General features: G+C 44.7%; 17 protein-coding genes and 1 pseudogene. All 18 read left to right on the forward strand.

What is annotated here, in order from left to right; translation table 11 throughout:
• Positions 1-507 precede the first annotated feature (507 nt).
• The 18 genes and pseudogenes from ACPW7J_RS03895 (at position 508) to guaA (ending at position 15,835) form a co-directional block, all read left to right on the forward strand.
• On the forward strand, positions 508-1,563 hold the full coding sequence (locus tag ACPW7J_RS03895; RefSeq protein WP_425756702.1) for a hypothetical protein: 1,056 nt from the start codon (positions 508-510) through the stop codon (positions 1,561-1,563).
• A complete protein-coding gene (locus ACPW7J_RS03900) occupies positions 1,560-2,726 on the forward strand; it encodes an amidohydrolase (protein WP_425756704.1) in 1,167 nt (388 codons plus the stop codon). Before ACPW7J_RS03895 ends, ACPW7J_RS03900 begins: the two co-directional genes overlap by 4 nt.
• Positions 2,727-2,770: 44 nt before the next feature.
• On the forward strand, positions 2,771-4,270 hold the full coding sequence (locus ACPW7J_RS03905; protein ID WP_425756706.1) for an aldehyde dehydrogenase family protein: 1,500 nt from the start codon (positions 2,771-2,773) through the stop codon (positions 4,268-4,270).
• Between the two features lie 2 nt (positions 4,271-4,272).
• Entirely contained in the window at positions 4,273-5,718 is a 1,446-nt protein-coding gene (locus ACPW7J_RS03910; protein WP_425756708.1) for an MFS transporter, read from the forward strand.
• A gap of 253 nt (positions 5,719-5,971) precedes the next feature.
• On the forward strand, positions 5,972-6,217 hold the full coding sequence (locus tag ACPW7J_RS03915; protein WP_160203119.1) for an MFS transporter: 246 nt from the start codon (positions 5,972-5,974) through the stop codon (positions 6,215-6,217).
• A gap of 2 nt (positions 6,218-6,219) precedes the next feature.
• Positions 6,220-6,597, forward strand: a complete 378-nt coding sequence (locus ACPW7J_RS03920; RefSeq protein ID WP_425756710.1) for a hypothetical protein — start codon at positions 6,220-6,222, stop codon at positions 6,595-6,597.
• Between the two features lie 186 nt (positions 6,598-6,783).
• Positions 6,784-7,113 (forward strand): hypothetical protein, encoded by a 330-nt coding sequence (locus ACPW7J_RS03925; RefSeq protein ID WP_425756712.1) that lies wholly within the window; start codon positions 6,784-6,786, stop codon positions 7,111-7,113.
• Positions 7,114-7,239: 126 nt separating this feature from the next.
• Positions 7,240-7,863 (forward strand): TetR/AcrR family transcriptional regulator, encoded by a 624-nt coding sequence (locus tag ACPW7J_RS03930; RefSeq protein ID WP_160203121.1) that lies wholly within the window; start codon positions 7,240-7,242, stop codon positions 7,861-7,863.
• A 79-nt stretch (positions 7,864-7,942) separates the two neighbouring features.
• Complete coding sequence (locus ACPW7J_RS03935; RefSeq protein WP_160203122.1) at positions 7,943-8,356, forward strand: DUF3788 domain-containing protein; 414 nt, start codon at positions 7,943-7,945, stop codon at positions 8,354-8,356.
• Between the two features lie 246 nt (positions 8,357-8,602).
• Positions 8,603-9,826, forward strand: a complete 1,224-nt coding sequence (locus tag ACPW7J_RS03940) for an ATP-binding protein (protein ID WP_425756714.1) — start codon at positions 8,603-8,605, stop codon at positions 9,824-9,826.
• 50 nt (positions 9,827-9,876) lie between these two features.
• A complete protein-coding gene (locus ACPW7J_RS03945) occupies positions 9,877-10,371 on the forward strand; it encodes a prolyl-tRNA synthetase associated domain-containing protein (RefSeq protein WP_425756716.1) in 495 nt (164 codons plus the stop codon).
• A 13-nt stretch (positions 10,372-10,384) separates the two neighbouring features.
• Positions 10,385-10,795, forward strand: a complete 411-nt coding sequence (locus ACPW7J_RS03950; RefSeq protein ID WP_425756718.1) for a GNAT family N-acetyltransferase — start codon at positions 10,385-10,387, stop codon at positions 10,793-10,795.
• 378 nt (positions 10,796-11,173) lie between these two features.
• Positions 11,174-11,410, forward strand: a pseudogene (locus tag ACPW7J_RS03955) (AraC family transcriptional regulator); the annotation flags it as partial.
• A gap of 105 nt (positions 11,411-11,515) precedes the next feature.
• Complete coding sequence (locus tag ACPW7J_RS03960; protein ID WP_425757493.1) at positions 11,516-12,079, forward strand: HD domain-containing protein; 564 nt, start codon at positions 11,516-11,518, stop codon at positions 12,077-12,079.
• Between the two features lie 496 nt (positions 12,080-12,575).
• Complete coding sequence (locus ACPW7J_RS03965; RefSeq protein ID WP_425756720.1) at positions 12,576-13,052, forward strand: gamma carbonic anhydrase family protein; 477 nt, start codon at positions 12,576-12,578, stop codon at positions 13,050-13,052.
• A gap of 92 nt (positions 13,053-13,144) precedes the next feature.
• Positions 13,145-13,834 (forward strand): 5'-methylthioadenosine/adenosylhomocysteine nucleosidase, encoded by a 690-nt coding sequence (locus ACPW7J_RS03970; protein ID WP_425756721.1) that lies wholly within the window; start codon positions 13,145-13,147, stop codon positions 13,832-13,834.
• 15 nt (positions 13,835-13,849) lie between these two features.
• Positions 13,850-14,740, forward strand: a complete 891-nt coding sequence (locus ACPW7J_RS03975) for a GNAT family N-acetyltransferase (protein WP_425756722.1) — start codon at positions 13,850-13,852, stop codon at positions 14,738-14,740.
• 114 nt (positions 14,741-14,854) lie between these two features.
• Positions 14,855-15,835 carry a glutamine-hydrolyzing GMP synthase gene (guaA, locus tag ACPW7J_RS03980; protein WP_161873660.1) on the forward strand — a complete coding sequence of 327 codons (981 nt, stop codon included), beginning with the start codon at positions 14,855-14,857 and terminating at the stop codon, positions 15,833-15,835.
• The last annotated feature ends 116 nt before the right edge of the window (positions 15,836-15,951 follow it).

Here is a 15,951-nt window from a genome sequence, read left to right on the forward strand (position 1 = left end):
AAACAATAATATTATCTAATATAGGAACGATTATATTAATGTATTATATAGTTGAAAGATATATAAACTCGGCAGAGAATAAATACTAAATGGTGTTAGTTAGGAAAAGTCGAGTTCGAATAAGATGGCAAGTTGAAGAAAAACAGTGGTCATACGGGTTTGCAAGTAAATTTGTTACACGAATGGTATTTTCAAAACTCTTGCTGATATTCAGATATAAAGCTGGATATCGGCAAGTTTTTTTGTGAGCAAATCCTTCTTGGCATGGTGAGCGCATGAAAAGGTTTTGCATGGTTTTACATTTCTATGTTGCTGACAAAATCCTACAAAAACGAAACTTTTGTCAGGGCCAATGGCTGCAAACTCTTTTCATGGGCTTGCCTTGCCATACAACAACTTCCGCATTGACAAATCTGAAAATTTGTGCTATAAAATATTTATTGAACGTTCAATCGAAAAACGACAAAAATGTTTTCCATTGCTCTATGATAAAAGAAAGGAGCGGATATGAAGCAGCTGAATTTGACAGGAAACAATGTGGTTTTGTACGATGACCTGAATCAAGAGAGTGTTATGGTACGGATTCCAAAGTTTCGGCTTTCCGATGTCATCGATGGAGCGCCGGACTTAGTTCACCCGGCATTCATCGTAGATGGAGAGGAAAAGGAATGCATCTATATCAGCAAGTATCAGAATGTGGTACGCAGCGAGCGTGCATGCAGTCTTCCCGGGGAGGATCCGGCGGTACTGTATTCCATTGAGGAAGCAGAAAGATTTTGCAGAAACAAAGGCAAGGGCTGGCATTTGATGACCAGCGCCGAGTGGGCGGCCATTGCGCTGTGGTGTCTGAAAAACGAAACCCTGCCAAGGGGAAATAACGATGGCGGGAAAGCTTGGGATAAGCCCCACGAGCATGGTACCGTGGTATCTCTCCATGGAGTTGTACCGGAAGGCGAGGAGGGACCGCCTATGCGGGTAGGCTGCGGCAGCGGCCCGGCATCCTGGTCTCACGATGGAACGCTTGCAGGCATCTTTGACCTTAACGGAAACATTTGGGAGATGACAGCGGGACTACGGCTTCACGATGGTGTTTTGGAATGTGTAGCCGACAATGACGCAGCCAGATACACCCTAGAAAGCGCGCCGTGGAGCCAAATCTGCGCAGATGATTTGACCTTAAAAGAATCCGGTGACAGAGCATTATCCATGACAGAAGGCGCTAAAGAAGAAGGGGTTCGTTTTACGGCTGCCGAAATGCGCAAAAAGGATGCAAACCAGGAAATCCTGGCGCCGTTCAGTGAACTGACCTGGGAAACGGACTTATGTGAATCGGGAAATCTTTTGCAGCAGCTGTGTCTGATCCCTTCCGGCGACGCAGGTCATCACACTGATGCGGGTTGGGCTGTGACAGAGGGCGTTCGCTATCCGATTCGCGGCGGTTACTGGGTCAATCGAGAAATGGCGGGTATTTTAGCCTATGGATTCTATATGCAGGCGGAGGATCGCTACTTTGATGTAGGATTTCGGTGCTGCTATATAGAGGAATCGGAGGAATCATTATGAAATTGATGATAAAAAACGCGCAGATTAAGAGCATGTGGCGGGAGGATTTTACCGGGGATCTGTTGATCGACGGAAAGAAGATTCTTGATATAGGAACAGATTTGCCTGCGGATGAACAGACAGAAGTCATTGACGCCTCTGGATATCTGCTTACACCGGGTCTGATTGACGGGCACTGCCATACAGGGATTCTGGAGGAAGGCATTGGATTTGAAGGTGATGATGTCAATGAAATCAACGATCCCATTACACCCCATCTGCGTGCCATCGACGGAATTAATCCTATGACGCCGGAATTTCATGAGGCGCTGGAAGGCGGCGTGACCCTGGCAATGATTGGACCAGGCAGCGCCAATGTCATCGGCGGACAGTTTGCGCTGGTAAAGACAGCAGGAAATCGAATTGACCAAATGGTGGTGAAAGAACCTGCCGCCATGAAGGTTGCTTTTGGAGAAAATCCAAAATCCTGCTATGGCAAGGATGGCAAAGCGCCTTTTACCAGAATGGGGATTGCGGGGCTTTTGCGGAAGACTCTGTATGAGGCGAAGCAGTACAAGGAGAAAAAAGAAAGAGGCGAGGATCAGATCTTTGACTTTAAACTGGAATCCCTGCTGCCGGTGCTGTCCGGAGAAATCCCTCTAAAAGCGCATGCCCATCGGGCGGACGATATTTTTACTTCCATTAGAATTGCCGAGGAATTTGGTGTAAAACTAACCTTGGATCACTGCACCGAAGGACATTTGATTGCAGATGAACTGGCAGAAGCCGGGTATCCGGTTTTTCTCGGACCGACTTTTGGAGGAAAGGTAAAGTACGAACTGAAGAATACCAGCTTTTCAACCGCGAGAATTTTGCAGGAAAAGGGCATTGCTTTTGCTATTATTACGGATGCTTATATCATTCCGTTGAAGCACTTATCGCTGTGCGCGGCGTTAGCTGTCGGAGCGGGTCTTTCTGAGGAGACTGCATGGCGCGCTATCACCCTTACACCGGCGGAAATACTGGGCGTTTCGGATCGATGCGGAAGCCTGCAGCCGGGCAAAGACGCGGATATGGTTCTCTTTGCTGGAAACCCTCTACGTACTACAGATGCAAAGGCGGTGCTTACTATTGTAGACGGAAAGCCGGTTTACTCTGATGGAAGTCTGTGGAAGCAGATTTGAAAAAGCTTTGAGGCATTTTGCAGATGCCGGAAAGAAGGAAAAACATGGAACGAATTAAAATGTATATTGACGGAGAATGGGTTTCTTCCAGCACCGGCGCCTACCGCGAGCTGATCAATCCAGCAAACGGTCAGGTTGCTGCGGAAGCAGAGGAAGGAACAGCTGCAGATGCGAAAAGGGCAATCGCTGCAGCGAGAAAGGCATTTGAGCCGGGATCACAGTGGCGGCAGCTTTTGCCGGAAGAAAGAGCGGAACTTCTGAATAAAGCAGCTGATCTGATTGAAGAACGCGCCGAGGAGCTGGCGATTGCAGAATCTAACAGCGTGGGGCGTGTGTACAAAGAAACCCGGTATGACGATCCGTATGCAGTAGCAGGCACTTTCCGCTATTGTGCAGGACTTGTCAGGGAACTGAAAGGAGAAGCGGCAGGCGGAAACGGCGATTTAATTACAATGACGCTGAGAGAGCCTTTGGGGGTTTGTGCTGTGATTGCCCCTTGGAACTATTCCATAGGAACCATGGCAGGCGGTATGGCGCCGGCGCTTGCTGCAGGAAACACGGTAGTGGTAAAACCATCGTCCATATCGCCAGCTGCGACAGCTATGGTTTTTCAGGCGATGGAAGACGCAGGCTTTCCGGCAGGCAGCATTAACCTGATTTTGGGACCGGGGCAGGAGCTGGGCACAGTGATAGCGGAAAGCGAAGACGTCGCTAAAATTGTGTTTACAGGAAGCACCCAGACCGGAAAAGATATTATCGAAAAGTCCGGCAAGAGCATAAAACGCTGTGCGATGGAACTGGGCGGAAAGTCTCCGTTTATCATCTTTGAGGACGGGGATCTGGACGCAGCTGTGGACAGATTGATGTTCGGCATCTTTTTGAGTCAGGGTCAGGTATGTGTTGCAGGTTCCAGACTGCTGGTGCAGGAAAGCGTATATGACCGCGTATGTGAAATACTGAAGGAACGAGTGCCGAAGATTCGAATCGGTATGCCTCTTGACCCGGCATCAGAATTTGGCCCGATGGTTTCAGAAGGTCAGATGAAGCGCGTGCTGGACTACATAGAAATCGGAAAGAAAGAAGGCGCAGCGCTTTTAATCGGCGGTAACCGCATCGTAGAGGGTGAATTTGCCAAAGGATACTTCGTTGAGCCGACGGTATTCGTAAACTGCAAATCCGATATGCGTATCGTAAAAGAAGAAATCTTTGGACCGGTGCTGACGGTGCAGACCTTTAAGGACGAAAATGAGGCAATTGCCATCGCCAATGATACGCGTTATGGTCTTGCCGGCGCGGTGTTTACTTCTGACATGGGCAGAATGCTCAGAGTGTGCAGCCAGGTAAATACTGGAATTTTATGGGCGAATACTTTTATGGAATATACACCGGCTGTGCCTGTAAGTCCACATGGACAGAGCGGAATGTGCCTCGACGGCGGCATCGCCGGACTGGAGGAGTATACCGTGCTGAAACAGATTAATTTAAAAATGAACCCAATGAGATCAGGCTGGTTTGAAGGCCTGGATGATACCCAGGAGGTATAGAAATGAAACAGAAAAGCGCAAGTGGAATGAAAGATGTTGTACTCTATGGGATAGGCGGTATCGGCGAGGATATCGCATATAACCTGTTTTATATGTTCTTTATCTTTTTCCTGACAAGTGTAGCGGGAATCAAACCGGCGGCAGCAGGAACGATTTCGTTAATCGCTGTCATGTGGGATGCGGTATCAGATCCGATTATCGGATACCTTTCAGACCGCTGCAAAGGCTGGAAGAACTTCGGAAAAAGAGGAACGTTTATCTTATTTGGCGCGATTCCGCTGGGACTCAGTGTATTTCTTTTGTATAATGATGTACCTTTATCCGGCGCCGGCAAAGTCGCTTTCTTTATCCTGGTCAATATAGCGTTCTGGATGTTTTTTACCATGGTCGACATTCCTTATGTGGCGATGGCGACAGAGATCACAGAGAATTATGATGTAAAAACGAAAATGCGTACTTCCGTTTTGTTGTTCTCCAATCTGGGACAGATGGTGCTTTCATTTGGCCTCCTTCAGTTTGTAGACTACATGGCAGGAAGCGGTTACGCTGATGCGTTCATTTGGAGAATTGTCGGTGCGGCAATGGGTCTTATCAGTACAGTCACCTTCATGTGTGTTGCTGTGGCTATGCGCGGAAAAGAGCTGAAGCAGCCGGAAACTGCTGAATCCGGCGAAAAACTTTCGGACAGCCACAACAAAGGAGAATTAATGCAGGCGCTGAAAGGTCTGCTGAAAATGCACGATTACCGCATTCTGATTATCATTGGACTGGTTTATAATTTATACCTGGGCATTGCGAACAGCTCGCTGCTCTACTATTCTCTGTACAGCTGCGGTCTTACCATGGCACAGTCATCTGTCGCGCAGAGTGCTTCGCTGCTGATTTCACTGCTCCTCATTACGCCTGTTGGGGGACTAATTGTGAAATTCGGTAAGAAGGAAGTTTTGTTGTGGTCTTTCGTACTTATGGTAATTTCTTCACTGGTATGCTGGCTTACTGCGCCGTCTCTGGTGGTATTTGCAATCGTAAATGTAATACTGAATTTGACCTCATCGGTATTTTGGATTGACATTTACGCTATGAATTTTGACGTTTCTGCGCTTTATGAATTTAAAACCGGCAAAAACTGTGAGGGTTTTATGGTTTCCATCTGTGCTTTTATGACAAAGGTCGGCGTAGCAGTGGGTATGTGGCTCAACGGAATACTGATGACTTTGTTCAACGTGGATCCGACTTCCGAGGTAATTACAGAAGACATGGTCGGCGGAATGCAGAAGATTTTCGGACTGATTCCGGCAGTCATCTCCGGGGTTCTGGTTGTTGCATGTCTCTTGTACCGTGTGAAAAAGGAACATATCCTTGCCCTTGAAGAAGCGAGTGAACTGAAAAAGGCGGGAAAACCGTATTCAACAGAAGGATTTGAAAAATTATTATCACAAAACAGATGAAAAGCATACAAGGACTCCTTTCTCGAAAGGAGTCCTTGACATTATATTATTTTCAACTAAGAACTATTGAAATTCCAAAGGTTTCATAGTTCCAAATTACCATAGAAGGTAATTTACAGACTTTTTTCACAGTTTCTTGTAAATGCATCTATGCTGAAAAAGTATTTATGGATTGTGATTCTTGCGATGACATGTTTGGTATATTTAATCCCATATATGTGTTATGATTTTTACAATCGCTTTTTAGAGGCTTTTGGGGGTCACAGATGGTCGGGTTGGATCAATTCTGCCGTTCTTTGGACTGACTGCAGTACCGGGATATCTGCTGGGCGGCTGGCTGGCGGATAAATTCAATCCGAAAAAATTAGTTTTCGTATCTACGATTTTAACTGGCGGCCGGGGTATTGTTTTATCGAGGTCTCATTCCTATGGGATGCTGGCAGCTATCTATGCGATGTTCGGTGTAACCAAAACCTGCATGCACTGGGGGCGTTTTTAGAGATGATAAAATGTCTGGGCAGTGATGAAGAACAGGGGCGTTTGTTTGGCTTTTTCAATTCCGTATGGGGAGGGATAGGTCTTTGCAGTACATATGTCATTTTAGCAGCAGTTACGTGGCTCTTTGCAGAGAGAGGATTCCGCGGAGGTCTTCGCGTATACGCAGTCGTAATTCTTGTAGCAGGGATTCTTAGCTGGCTGATTGTACCTTACGATACAGAAAGAAAAGTTGATCTTGGGGATGAGAACAGAGTTGATTTCAGATTGATTGGTAAAGTATTGAAAATACCAGCGGTATGGTACATCGTATTCTTTACATGGGGATGTTTCATGGTTCGTTCCATCATTCCTTATTTAAATCCGTTGATGACAGATGTGTAAGGAATTGGTATTGCAACCGCTGTATTTATTACTTCGACATTAAGAAACGGCATGAATTTGGTCATGGGTCCGATTGGGGGCGCAATTATTGATAAACAGGGAAAGTCGAAAAATGTTGCTCTGGTAGCAAGTACGGCGGTTCTGATTTTTACGATTGTCGTTATCCTTTAGCCGAAAGAGCCGTCTTTGTTTAAGGCGCTTCTTGTTGTTGCAGTTTTGATAACTGGGTTTGCTTATCTGAATTCAACTACCGTTTATACTCCATTCTCTGAAGCGAAGATTCCTGTGTCGTACGTCGGAACTGCCATAGGCATAGCTTCGGCAATGGGCTATTCTACGGACGCATGGTTATTCAATGTATGCGGACACATGCTTGACAAATATGGTGATATTGCAGGTTACACTTTCATTTTCACCATGGAGGCATTTGGCGCGGTTGTTATGATAGTCTGCACATTGCTTCTGGCAAGAGAATACAAGAAAATAAACGCTGAAAAAGCTGAACCTCAAAAGTAAAAGCGTTCCTTAAAAGCGAAAATAAAAGTCCTGACAGCGAAGCAATCTTCGGCTGCAGGGCTTTTGCTTTCCCCTTGACAGTTTTAGGGGAAATCGGGTATTGTAATAAAGGAGAGGAAGTGTAATATGAGAAAAGAAGAACAACATCAGCAGAAAAGGCTTGACATCCTACAGGGATTCAGCGAGTTAATTGCAGATCATGGACTGGAGAATGTTTCTATTGCAAAGCTGGCGAAGCATCTCAGCATTCCAGCTAGCTTGATTTTTTACTATTTTAAAAATAAGGAAGAATTGGTCGATGAAGCGGTGGATTACGTTCTTTCCGTATGCAAGGAAAAGAGCATTCAGTCTATAAAGGAGAACGAGAATGCTGATGGAGAGATAGAGTTTGCGGACTTTCTGGAGGAAATGTTTTTGAACTACGAAAGCGCGGATGAGGTCTCGCACCTCAGGGCGTATTACGTTTGTTATAATCTGGCGCTTCGAGACAGCGCCGCAAGAGAGAAGTTTTACCGCCATCAGACGGAGCTTAAATTGGTATTTCAAGAAAGGCTGGATTATTTTGTGAAATACAAAGGAATTCCTATTTCAGATTCGGGGGAAGCCGCGGAAATCCTGTTTTGTTTGGTTAGTGGTCTTGGAACGGCTGTGGACTTTATGGATGATGAGGAGAAAAAACAGAAGATTTCCAGACAGAATTTGCAGTTGTTTTTAACCTATTTGGGACTGAAACCGCAGGAATTCAAGTAATTTCTTGCGAATAGAGAGAAAGCGCTATAGAGGTATCAATATAAGTGGAAAAAATAAAGTTTCAAACGGAGGGGATACAATGCTTGAAAATATACCATCTGAATCGACGATGACTGAATTGCTTGGACAATCCTTGTTTGAAGTCTGGCAAAAGTTATGTACGGCGATTGACGAAAAATACGAAATGGAGCGATTATGGAATACTGGCGGTAAGAATTGGATCTACGAGTATAAATATCGTAGAGGTGGTAAAACACTTTGCTGCCTGTATGCAAAAAGGAACTGTGTTGGTTTTATGATTATCTTTGGAAAAGATGAAAGAATAAAATTTGAAGAAATAAGAGACACTCTTTCTTCCGCCGTTTGCAGACAATATGATGAGGCGAAAACCTATCGCGATGGAAAATGGGTAATGTTTGAACCAACCGATACTGCTGAATTTGATGACTATATGAAATTGCTGGCGATGAAAAGAAAACCGAACCGGAAGTAACGATTCATAAAGTGTGGATACAAGATTTATTTCTGGCATGGTGATTCTGGCGGTAATCGCGATTGTATGCTATTTTGCCGGGTCGGTGAAATTCTGCAAGAAGGATTTGCTGCTGTAAAGTGAACAAAAAGAAATAAATTTAAAATCCTTGTAATTCTATCAGATTTCGGCTAAAATATAAACGTAATATATTTTAGCCGAATTTTTGATGGCGCATTATTTTATTTACAGCAGGGAGGCATGGACATGAGATATATAAAGCGGAATTTGGAAGCCGTAGTTCTGGAAGTGACAAAGGAGTATCCGGTCGTTTTGGTTACGGGACCGAGACAGGTTGGGAAGACTACTATGCTGCAGAAACTGATGGAGGGAACTGAGCGAAGCTATGTCACGTTAGACGATTTGCAGGAGAGAAGCATCGCAAAAACAGACCCGGAATTGTTTTTACAGCTGCATAAACCGCCGGTGCTGATTGATGAAGTGCAGTATGCACCGGAGCTTTTTACGTATATCAAAATTCATGTGGATCAATACCACATGCCGGGCGATTTTTGGCTGACAGGGTCGCAGGCATTCAAATTAATGGATGGGATACAGGAATCTTTGGCGGGCAGAGTAGCATTGCTCTCTTTAACGCCTCTTTCTCAGGCAGAGATATGCGGCGGTGAGATAACGCCTTTTCAATTGGATTTTGACTGTTTGAAGGAGAGAGAGAAAGAGCGGGAAGAAATGGATGTTCAAGCCATCTTTCAGCGGATTTATCAGGGATCCATGCCGGCAATCATCAGTGGCTTGAATCGTAACAGCAATATTTTTTACAGCAGCTATTTGAATACTTATATTGAACGGGATGTGAAAGGCCTTTCAGTTGCAGTGGATTCGCTGAAGTTTTTAAGATTTATGACAGCAGTGGCGGCGAGAAGCGGACAGATGCTTAATGTGGCAGAAATTGCGCAGGACGCGGACATCAATCAAACCCAGGCGAAGGCGTGGCTTACAATTTTGGAAACTTTGGAAATCATTTTCTATCTACATCCGTACTCCAACAATCTGCTGAAGCGTTTGGTGAAAAAACCGAAGCTATATTTTTATGATACGGGGCTTGTCTGCTATCTGACAAAGTGGAGCAGTGCGGAAACCTTAGAAAGCGGTGCGATGAACGGCGCAATGCTGGAGAACTATGTAGTTTCAGAAATTGCAAAGTCTTACTTAAATTGCGGGAGAGAACCATTTATGTACTATTACCGGGATAAGGATGCAAAGGAAATCGATATCGTATTGGAACGTGATGGCGTACTGCATCCGATTGAGATTAAGAAGACTGCAAATCCCGGAACAGAATTGACGAAAGTATTTTCGCTGCTGGACGGGGCTTCTGTTCCGCGGGGAAAAGGCGCGGTGATTTGTATGAAACCAAATTTGAGCGCAATTGACAGGGAAAACTATATTGTGCCGGTGTGGTTGATTTAAATCGCCTGGTATCGAATATACAGGAATGAAAACACAAAACGGAGATTGCTATGACAATGCAGAAACAAGACATCTATGCATATTTAAAAATGAAGAATATCCGGCATGAGATTATAGAGCATGAAGCGGTGTATAATATGGAAGAGGCTTCCAAACTAGAATTGCCTTATCCGGAAGCCGATGGGAAGAATTTGTTCATTCGAGATGATAAGAAAAGAAATTACTATCTGCTTACCGTGAAAGGTGATAAAAAAGTAAACCTGAAAGCATTTAGAGAAGAAAATCACACCCGTGCCTTAAGCTTTGCGCCGGAGCATGATTTGATAGATATGCTGGCATTGACTGCGGGCGCCGTAACACCTTTTGGTTTACTGAACGATAGTGAGCGAAAGGTGCAGTTTTATATTGATAAAGATTTTTTTGGCGGTTCCCATATGATTGGGGTGCATCCCAATGACAATACAGCAACTGTATACCTCAAGGTGGAGGACTTGATTCGCATTATAGAAGAACATGGAAATCAGATTTACGCCGTAGAGTTTTAAGAAGGAGAAGCCTATGAAGTTGATTGAAACTGAAAACAGAACCGAAGAACTGATACAGCTGCTTACAGCACTTTGGGAAGGTTCGGTGAGCGCGACCCATCTTTTTTTATCCCCGGAAGAAATTGCTGAAATCAAGAAACACGTGCCGCAGGCTTTACGCGGCGTTTCCCATTTGGTCATTGCACAGGATGCGCAGGAAAATCCGGTTGGATTCATGGGTGTGGAAACCCAGAAACTGGAAATGCTATTTATCGCACCGCAGGCGAGGGGCTGCGGTATTGGAAAAAAGCTGGTGCAGTATGGAATTTTAAATTATAACATTCGGGAAGTTGGCGTAAATGAGCAGAATCCACAGGCAGTTGGCTTCTATACTCATATGGGATTTCGACTTGCTCGGCGGGCGGAAATCGATGAGCAGGGGTAGCCGTATCCGATTTTGTATATGAAACTGGAGGCATAAAGCAGTATACAGGGGAATTTTTTGATTTTGCAAAGCAACTGGACGGTATTTTCAAAGAGGAAAATTCCGTTTTTTATTATGTAGGAAATATCGATTTTCGATATTTCCGGAATATCAACGTATGCTCCGCATACTCCTCCGCGAATGATATTCGCTTCGCTGTCCGTTTCGCCTGACCGCACGCTTTGCTCGCGGGGCGAAAAGGCAAGAAAGTCTACCTTTGAGTAGAATCGGCGTAGCCGACTTTTTTAAGTTTCTAAAACAGCAAGAAGTGTTAAGTATTCATAAACGATATCTGTTATACTAAGACTGTTCTACAAAGAGTGGAGGAGGTTTGCGGCAATGGAGGATATCATTTTCAGAAGTGCTGTACAGTATATTGAACGTCACTTAAAGGAGACTTTGAATCTGGCGATTGTTGCTGATTTTGTGGGATATTCCACGTATCATTTTTCGCGAGTATTCCAGCAAAGGATGCAATGCTCTGTTGGAGAGTATATTCGAAAGCGCAGGCTGTATAAGGCATCAGAGGAAATTCTCGCAGGAAAAAGAATTGTTGATGTTGCTTTTGAGTATGGATGGCAGTCACATAATAGTTTTACCAGGGCTTTTAAAACTGAATATGGATTTCCACCTTCCCTTCTGAAAGCTCTGAGATTTGTGTTAGTTGACGGAGGTACGAAAATGAAAAACTATACATATAAGAAAGCATCAGAGGAAATGACAAAAGAAGAACTTTTGCATGTTTTGAAGGAAACGCTAATAGAAAATTCTGTTGCGTATGACGAAAATAAATTAATGCAGATGTATGCGTTAAGCTGCCAGGCATATGAAGGGTTGACACGGTATTCTGGAAATGAGTATGTAACACATCCGCTGCATGTTGCAATCGTTTTGGCGGATATGGAAGCAGATGTGCATTCAATTTATGCAGGTATGTTTTGTGACGTACTTAAAAAGACAAAAGTGAAAGTGGCGCTTTTGAAAAAAGATCTTCCTGCAGATGTATGGAAGTTAGTCAAAAAGGTGAATACATGTGAAGACATTAATGGCATAACAGATGAAAGAGTGCTGCTTATAAAGCTGGCAGAACGGCTTCATAATATGAGAACAGTAGAATTTATGAATGAAAGTAAAATCAAGGAAAAGGTACAGGAGACTTTTGAAGTTTTTCTTCCGATAGCAAGGAAATTAGGGAATGAGAGACTTGTTGTGGAACTAAATGATTTGACAATGAAATATATTTGAGGAGAACGACCAACGCGAGATAGCATTTGAAATGATTGTGTAACACAGTTTCTGACACAATTAATGTGTTTTGGGAGTAAAGTGTCATTTTTGTTTTTTTGGTTTTTGCGAATCTGACACAATGGGCGCGATTTGACCTGAATTATGTCAAATTTTTACGCTTAGAGATGATTGAATACACTTTTATTTGAGGTAGCGGTGCAAATTTACAGAAAGTGTAAGGAGTACATGAGAATTTAATGAAATTATATCATATTGTCAACTGCTTTTTGACACTTTTGGTGTAAAACAACGAGAGATGTGTCACTTCTTCAAAAACGCGAATTTCGGAAATGACACTTTCCAGACATATTTTCGCTCAAAGTGTCAAAAAGGTGATTTGTTGCTCCGCAGTTCTCTGTGTACACTCTCCGCGCCGAGCGCAAGAAGTCCTATTGTACCATGAGTGCAAATACGTTACAATAATAACGATAAAACATACTGCAGGAGGAAGAACATGAAACCAGTTATCAGCAAATCTGCTCATATTGCGAAAGAGAGTATTTTGATTGGAGATGTGCATGTAGGTGATGACGCAACGGTGCTGTATTACGCTGTATTACGGGGCGATAACGGACGGATCAGCGTTGGAGAACGGACAAATATTCAGGAACATTGCATGCTGCATACCGACCCTGGCCATCAGCTTTTGATTGGAAATGATGTGACGGTAGGTCATGGCTGCATTCTGCACGGCTGTCAGATTGATGATGAAACGATGATCGGCATGGGCTCTGTCGTTATGAATGGCGCGAAAATCGGAAAGCGCTGTCTGATTGGCGCAGGGAGTCTGGTCACAGAAAACGTAGTAATCCCTGACGGATTTCTCGCCCTTGGCAGACCGGCAAAACCTGTGCGACCACTAAGTCAGGAACAGCTGACCATGCTGAAAAAGAGTGCCGCGGAATATGTTGAGATTGGTCGGAAGTTATAGAAGGATATTTGGAGGACTGCGATGGAACTCTGCATTGACATAGTCCCAATCTCCCATTACAATAAGAAGAAAATAGGTGAGAAAAGGGGATCATGATGCAAACAATCGGAATAATTTGCGCCTGCAAATCGGAACTGGAACCGTTTTTAGCGCACATTGAAAATCGGAAGACGACAGAGAAAGCAAAGCTGATGTTTCACACGGGAAGAGTTGGACAGGTCCCCGTTGTGGCGGTGCAGTGTGGAATTTGCAAGGTCAATGCGGCACTTGCGACGCAGATTTTGATCGATACGTTCCATGTGGACAAAGTCATCAACAGCGGCACGGCAGGCGGTATGGACCCGGCGCTTAAGATCTTTGATACCGTGATTTGCGAACGGGTTTGCTATCATGATGTTGGTGAAGATATTTTAACAGAGGAATACCCCTATATGGAGTCAGTATATTTTAAGAGTGACGCAAAGTTGCTCGCCCTGGCGAAGCATGCTGGCAGTCACTGCGATGGGCGTATTTTCTTTGGAACGATGGTGACGGGAGAGCAGTTTATTGAAGACGAGCGGCGCGACGAAATCAACCGTCGTTTTGCGCCTCTTTGTGTGGATATGGAAACCGCGGGAATTGCCCATGCCTGCTATATCAACGACGTGCCGTTTTTGGCGGTGCGAACCATTACGGATACGGCAGAGCATAAAGGACTTGAAGTCTACAGCGACAACAGTGACAGAGCAGGGGAAATTGCCGCAGAGATTGTACTGAAAATGCTGCATGGGAACAATGAGTAGAGAAAGGGAGAAATCATGGGAACACAGATGATTAAAACAGAGCGGCTGACGCTCAGAAGATTTTACATAGAGGATGCGCAGGCGATGTACCGCAACTGGGCGTCCAGCAGAGAAGTGACAAAGTATTTGCCGTGGCCGGCGCATGAGAATCTCGAAGTGACCAAAGCGGTGCTGGAAGACTGGGATAGACAGTATGAAACCGAAGATTTCTATAACTGGGCCATTGTACCCGATGAAGTTGGGGAACCCATCGGCAGTATTGGTATAGCTGCGGCGGATGAAGATACTCGCATGATCGCCATTGGATACTGCATCGGCAGCAAGTATTGGCATCAGGGCATTACTTCTGAGGCGCTGCAGGCAGTCATCGATTTTCTGTTCCGGGAGACAAATTACAATCGAATTGAATCAAGACACGATGTGCGGAATTTCTATTCCGGCATGGTGATGCAAAAATGCGGTATGCAGTATGAGGGGACGCTCCGCGAGGTCTCAAGAGGAAATAACGGCCTTGCTGACTGCAAATATTACTCCATTCTGCGAAAAGACTATGAAGCAAAGACGGAAACCCGGCAGATTGCGTTTGAAGAGGCGGAGAAGGACGAGGTAATGGTGACTTTTGCGGGAAAGTTTCACGGCGAGACGGTAGGATTTGGACGCATTGCCCACTATGATGGCAGAGTGCCGGAGCTCTGCGGTATGTGGCTGACCGAAAAGGGAAAAGAATTGCTGGAACTCACTGCCTTTGCGGAAGGATTTTTCTTCTACCTGAAAGAGCTGGGTTATGAGGAACTGTATCTGATCGACGAGGATATGGATTTTGGCGATCGATACGGCTTTACACTGGAAAGCAGAGACGCATCGGGGTGGTATCCGAAATACGAGTTTCGGCGGAGGTTGGATTGAATTTGTTTCAGTCATTCTGGAATGCGATAGACCTCTTGCACATGCAGCTGCCATCCGTTATAATAGAATACAGAAAATGTCACAATATACTTTAGAATGATATGGAGGAACAATATGGATAAAAATAAACGCCCTGAAACGATGGAGCGTATCACGACACCGGCTCTTGCAGAAGCTTTTATAGAAGAACAGATTGCAGAGATCAAAGCGCAGGTAGGCGATAAGAAGGTATTGCTGGCTTTATCTGGCGGCGTGGATTCTTCGGTTGTTGCAGCTCTTTTGATCAAAGCCATCGGCAGTCAGTTGGTTTGTGTACATGTGAACCATGGTCTTTTGCGTAAGGGCGAACCGGAGCAGGTTGTAGAAGTGTTCAGAAATCAGATGAATGCTAATCTGATTTATGTAGATGCTGTAGATCGTTTTCTGGACAAGCTTGCTGGTATTGCTGATCCAGAGCAGAAAAGAAAGATTATAGGCGCTGAGTTTATCAGAGTTTTCGAGGAAGAAGCGCGCAAGCAAGAGGGTATAGAATTCCTGGCACAGGGAACGATTTATCCGGATATCTTGGAGAGCGACGGTGTGAAAGCGCATCATAACGTAGGCGGCCTGCCGGAGGATCTTCAATTTGAATTGGTAGAACCAGTGAGACTGCTGTTCAAGGATGAAGTTCGCGTAGTCGGTAAGGCGCTTGGCCTTCCTGACAACATGGTGTTCCGTCAGCCGTTCCCAGGACCAGGACTTGGTGTTCGTTGTTTGGGAGCAATCACTCGTGACAGATTAGAAGCAGTTCGTGAGTCTGATGCAATTCTTCGTGAGGAATTTGCAAAGAATGGGCTGGAAGGTAAGGTATGGCAGTATTTTACCGCGGTGCCTGATTTTAAATCTGTGGGCGTTAAAGACGGCGCTCGAACCTTTGCTTTTCCGGTGATTATTCGTGCGGTCAACACAGTGGATGCTATGACAGCCACGGTAGAAGACGTGCCGTTTGCATTACTGCAGCACATTACTGACAGGATTACGCATGAAGTGGAAGGTGTAAATCGTGTGCTTTATGATCTGACGCCGAAGCCAGTTGGAACAATTGAATGGGAGTAGCAGAAAGCAACGCGAAAATTCATATTAAATAGGAGAAAGTAAAATGGGTAGTTTGTATAATTCGTTAGCACAGACTTTTGGCCCATTGGTACAGATTATTTTTTCCTTTTTTATCT

Origin of the sequence: Ihubacter sp. rT4E-8, assembly GCF_049852125.1 — a bacterium.
Lineage (GTDB): Bacteria > Bacillota > Clostridia > Peptostreptococcales > Anaerovoracaceae > Senimuribacter.

What these genes read in the sequence shown, in the direction of transcription:
- ACPW7J_RS03910 (WP_425756708.1), top strand. Translation starts at nt 4,273, where the DNA reads ATGAAACAGAAAAGCGCAAGTGGAATGAAAGATGTTGTACTCTATGGG.
- ACPW7J_RS03905 (WP_425756706.1), top strand. Translation starts at nt 2,771, where the DNA reads ATGGAACGAATTAAAATGTATATTGACGGAGAATGGGTTTCTTCCAGC.
- ACPW7J_RS03950 (WP_425756718.1), top strand. Translation starts at nt 10,385, where the DNA reads ATGAAGTTGATTGAAACTGAAAACAGAACCGAAGAACTGATACAGCTG.
- ACPW7J_RS03900 (WP_425756704.1), top strand. Translation starts at nt 1,560, where the DNA reads ATGAAATTGATGATAAAAAACGCGCAGATTAAGAGCATGTGGCGGGAG.
- ACPW7J_RS03935 (WP_160203122.1), top strand. Translation starts at nt 7,943, where the DNA reads ATGCTTGAAAATATACCATCTGAATCGACGATGACTGAATTGCTTGGA.
- ACPW7J_RS03975 (WP_425756722.1), top strand. Translation starts at nt 13,850, where the DNA reads ATGGGAACACAGATGATTAAAACAGAGCGGCTGACGCTCAGAAGATTT.
- ACPW7J_RS03970 (WP_425756721.1), top strand. Translation starts at nt 13,145, where the DNA reads ATGATGCAAACAATCGGAATAATTTGCGCCTGCAAATCGGAACTGGAA.
- ACPW7J_RS03920 (WP_425756710.1), top strand. Translation starts at nt 6,220, where the DNA reads ATGATAAAATGTCTGGGCAGTGATGAAGAACAGGGGCGTTTGTTTGGC.
- ACPW7J_RS03940 (WP_425756714.1), top strand. Translation starts at nt 8,603, where the DNA reads ATGAGATATATAAAGCGGAATTTGGAAGCCGTAGTTCTGGAAGTGACA.
- ACPW7J_RS03895 (WP_425756702.1), top strand. Translation starts at nt 508, where the DNA reads ATGAAGCAGCTGAATTTGACAGGAAACAATGTGGTTTTGTACGATGAC.
- ACPW7J_RS03945 (WP_425756716.1), top strand. Translation starts at nt 9,877, where the DNA reads ATGACAATGCAGAAACAAGACATCTATGCATATTTAAAAATGAAGAAT.
- guaA (WP_161873660.1), top strand. Translation starts at nt 14,855, where the DNA reads ATGGATAAAAATAAACGCCCTGAAACGATGGAGCGTATCACGACACCG.
- ACPW7J_RS03930 (WP_160203121.1), top strand. Translation starts at nt 7,240, where the DNA reads ATGAGAAAAGAAGAACAACATCAGCAGAAAAGGCTTGACATCCTACAG.
- ACPW7J_RS03960 (WP_425757493.1), top strand. Translation starts at nt 11,516, where the DNA reads ATGAAAAACTATACATATAAGAAAGCATCAGAGGAAATGACAAAAGAA.
- ACPW7J_RS03965 (WP_425756720.1), top strand. Translation starts at nt 12,576, where the DNA reads ATGAAACCAGTTATCAGCAAATCTGCTCATATTGCGAAAGAGAGTATT.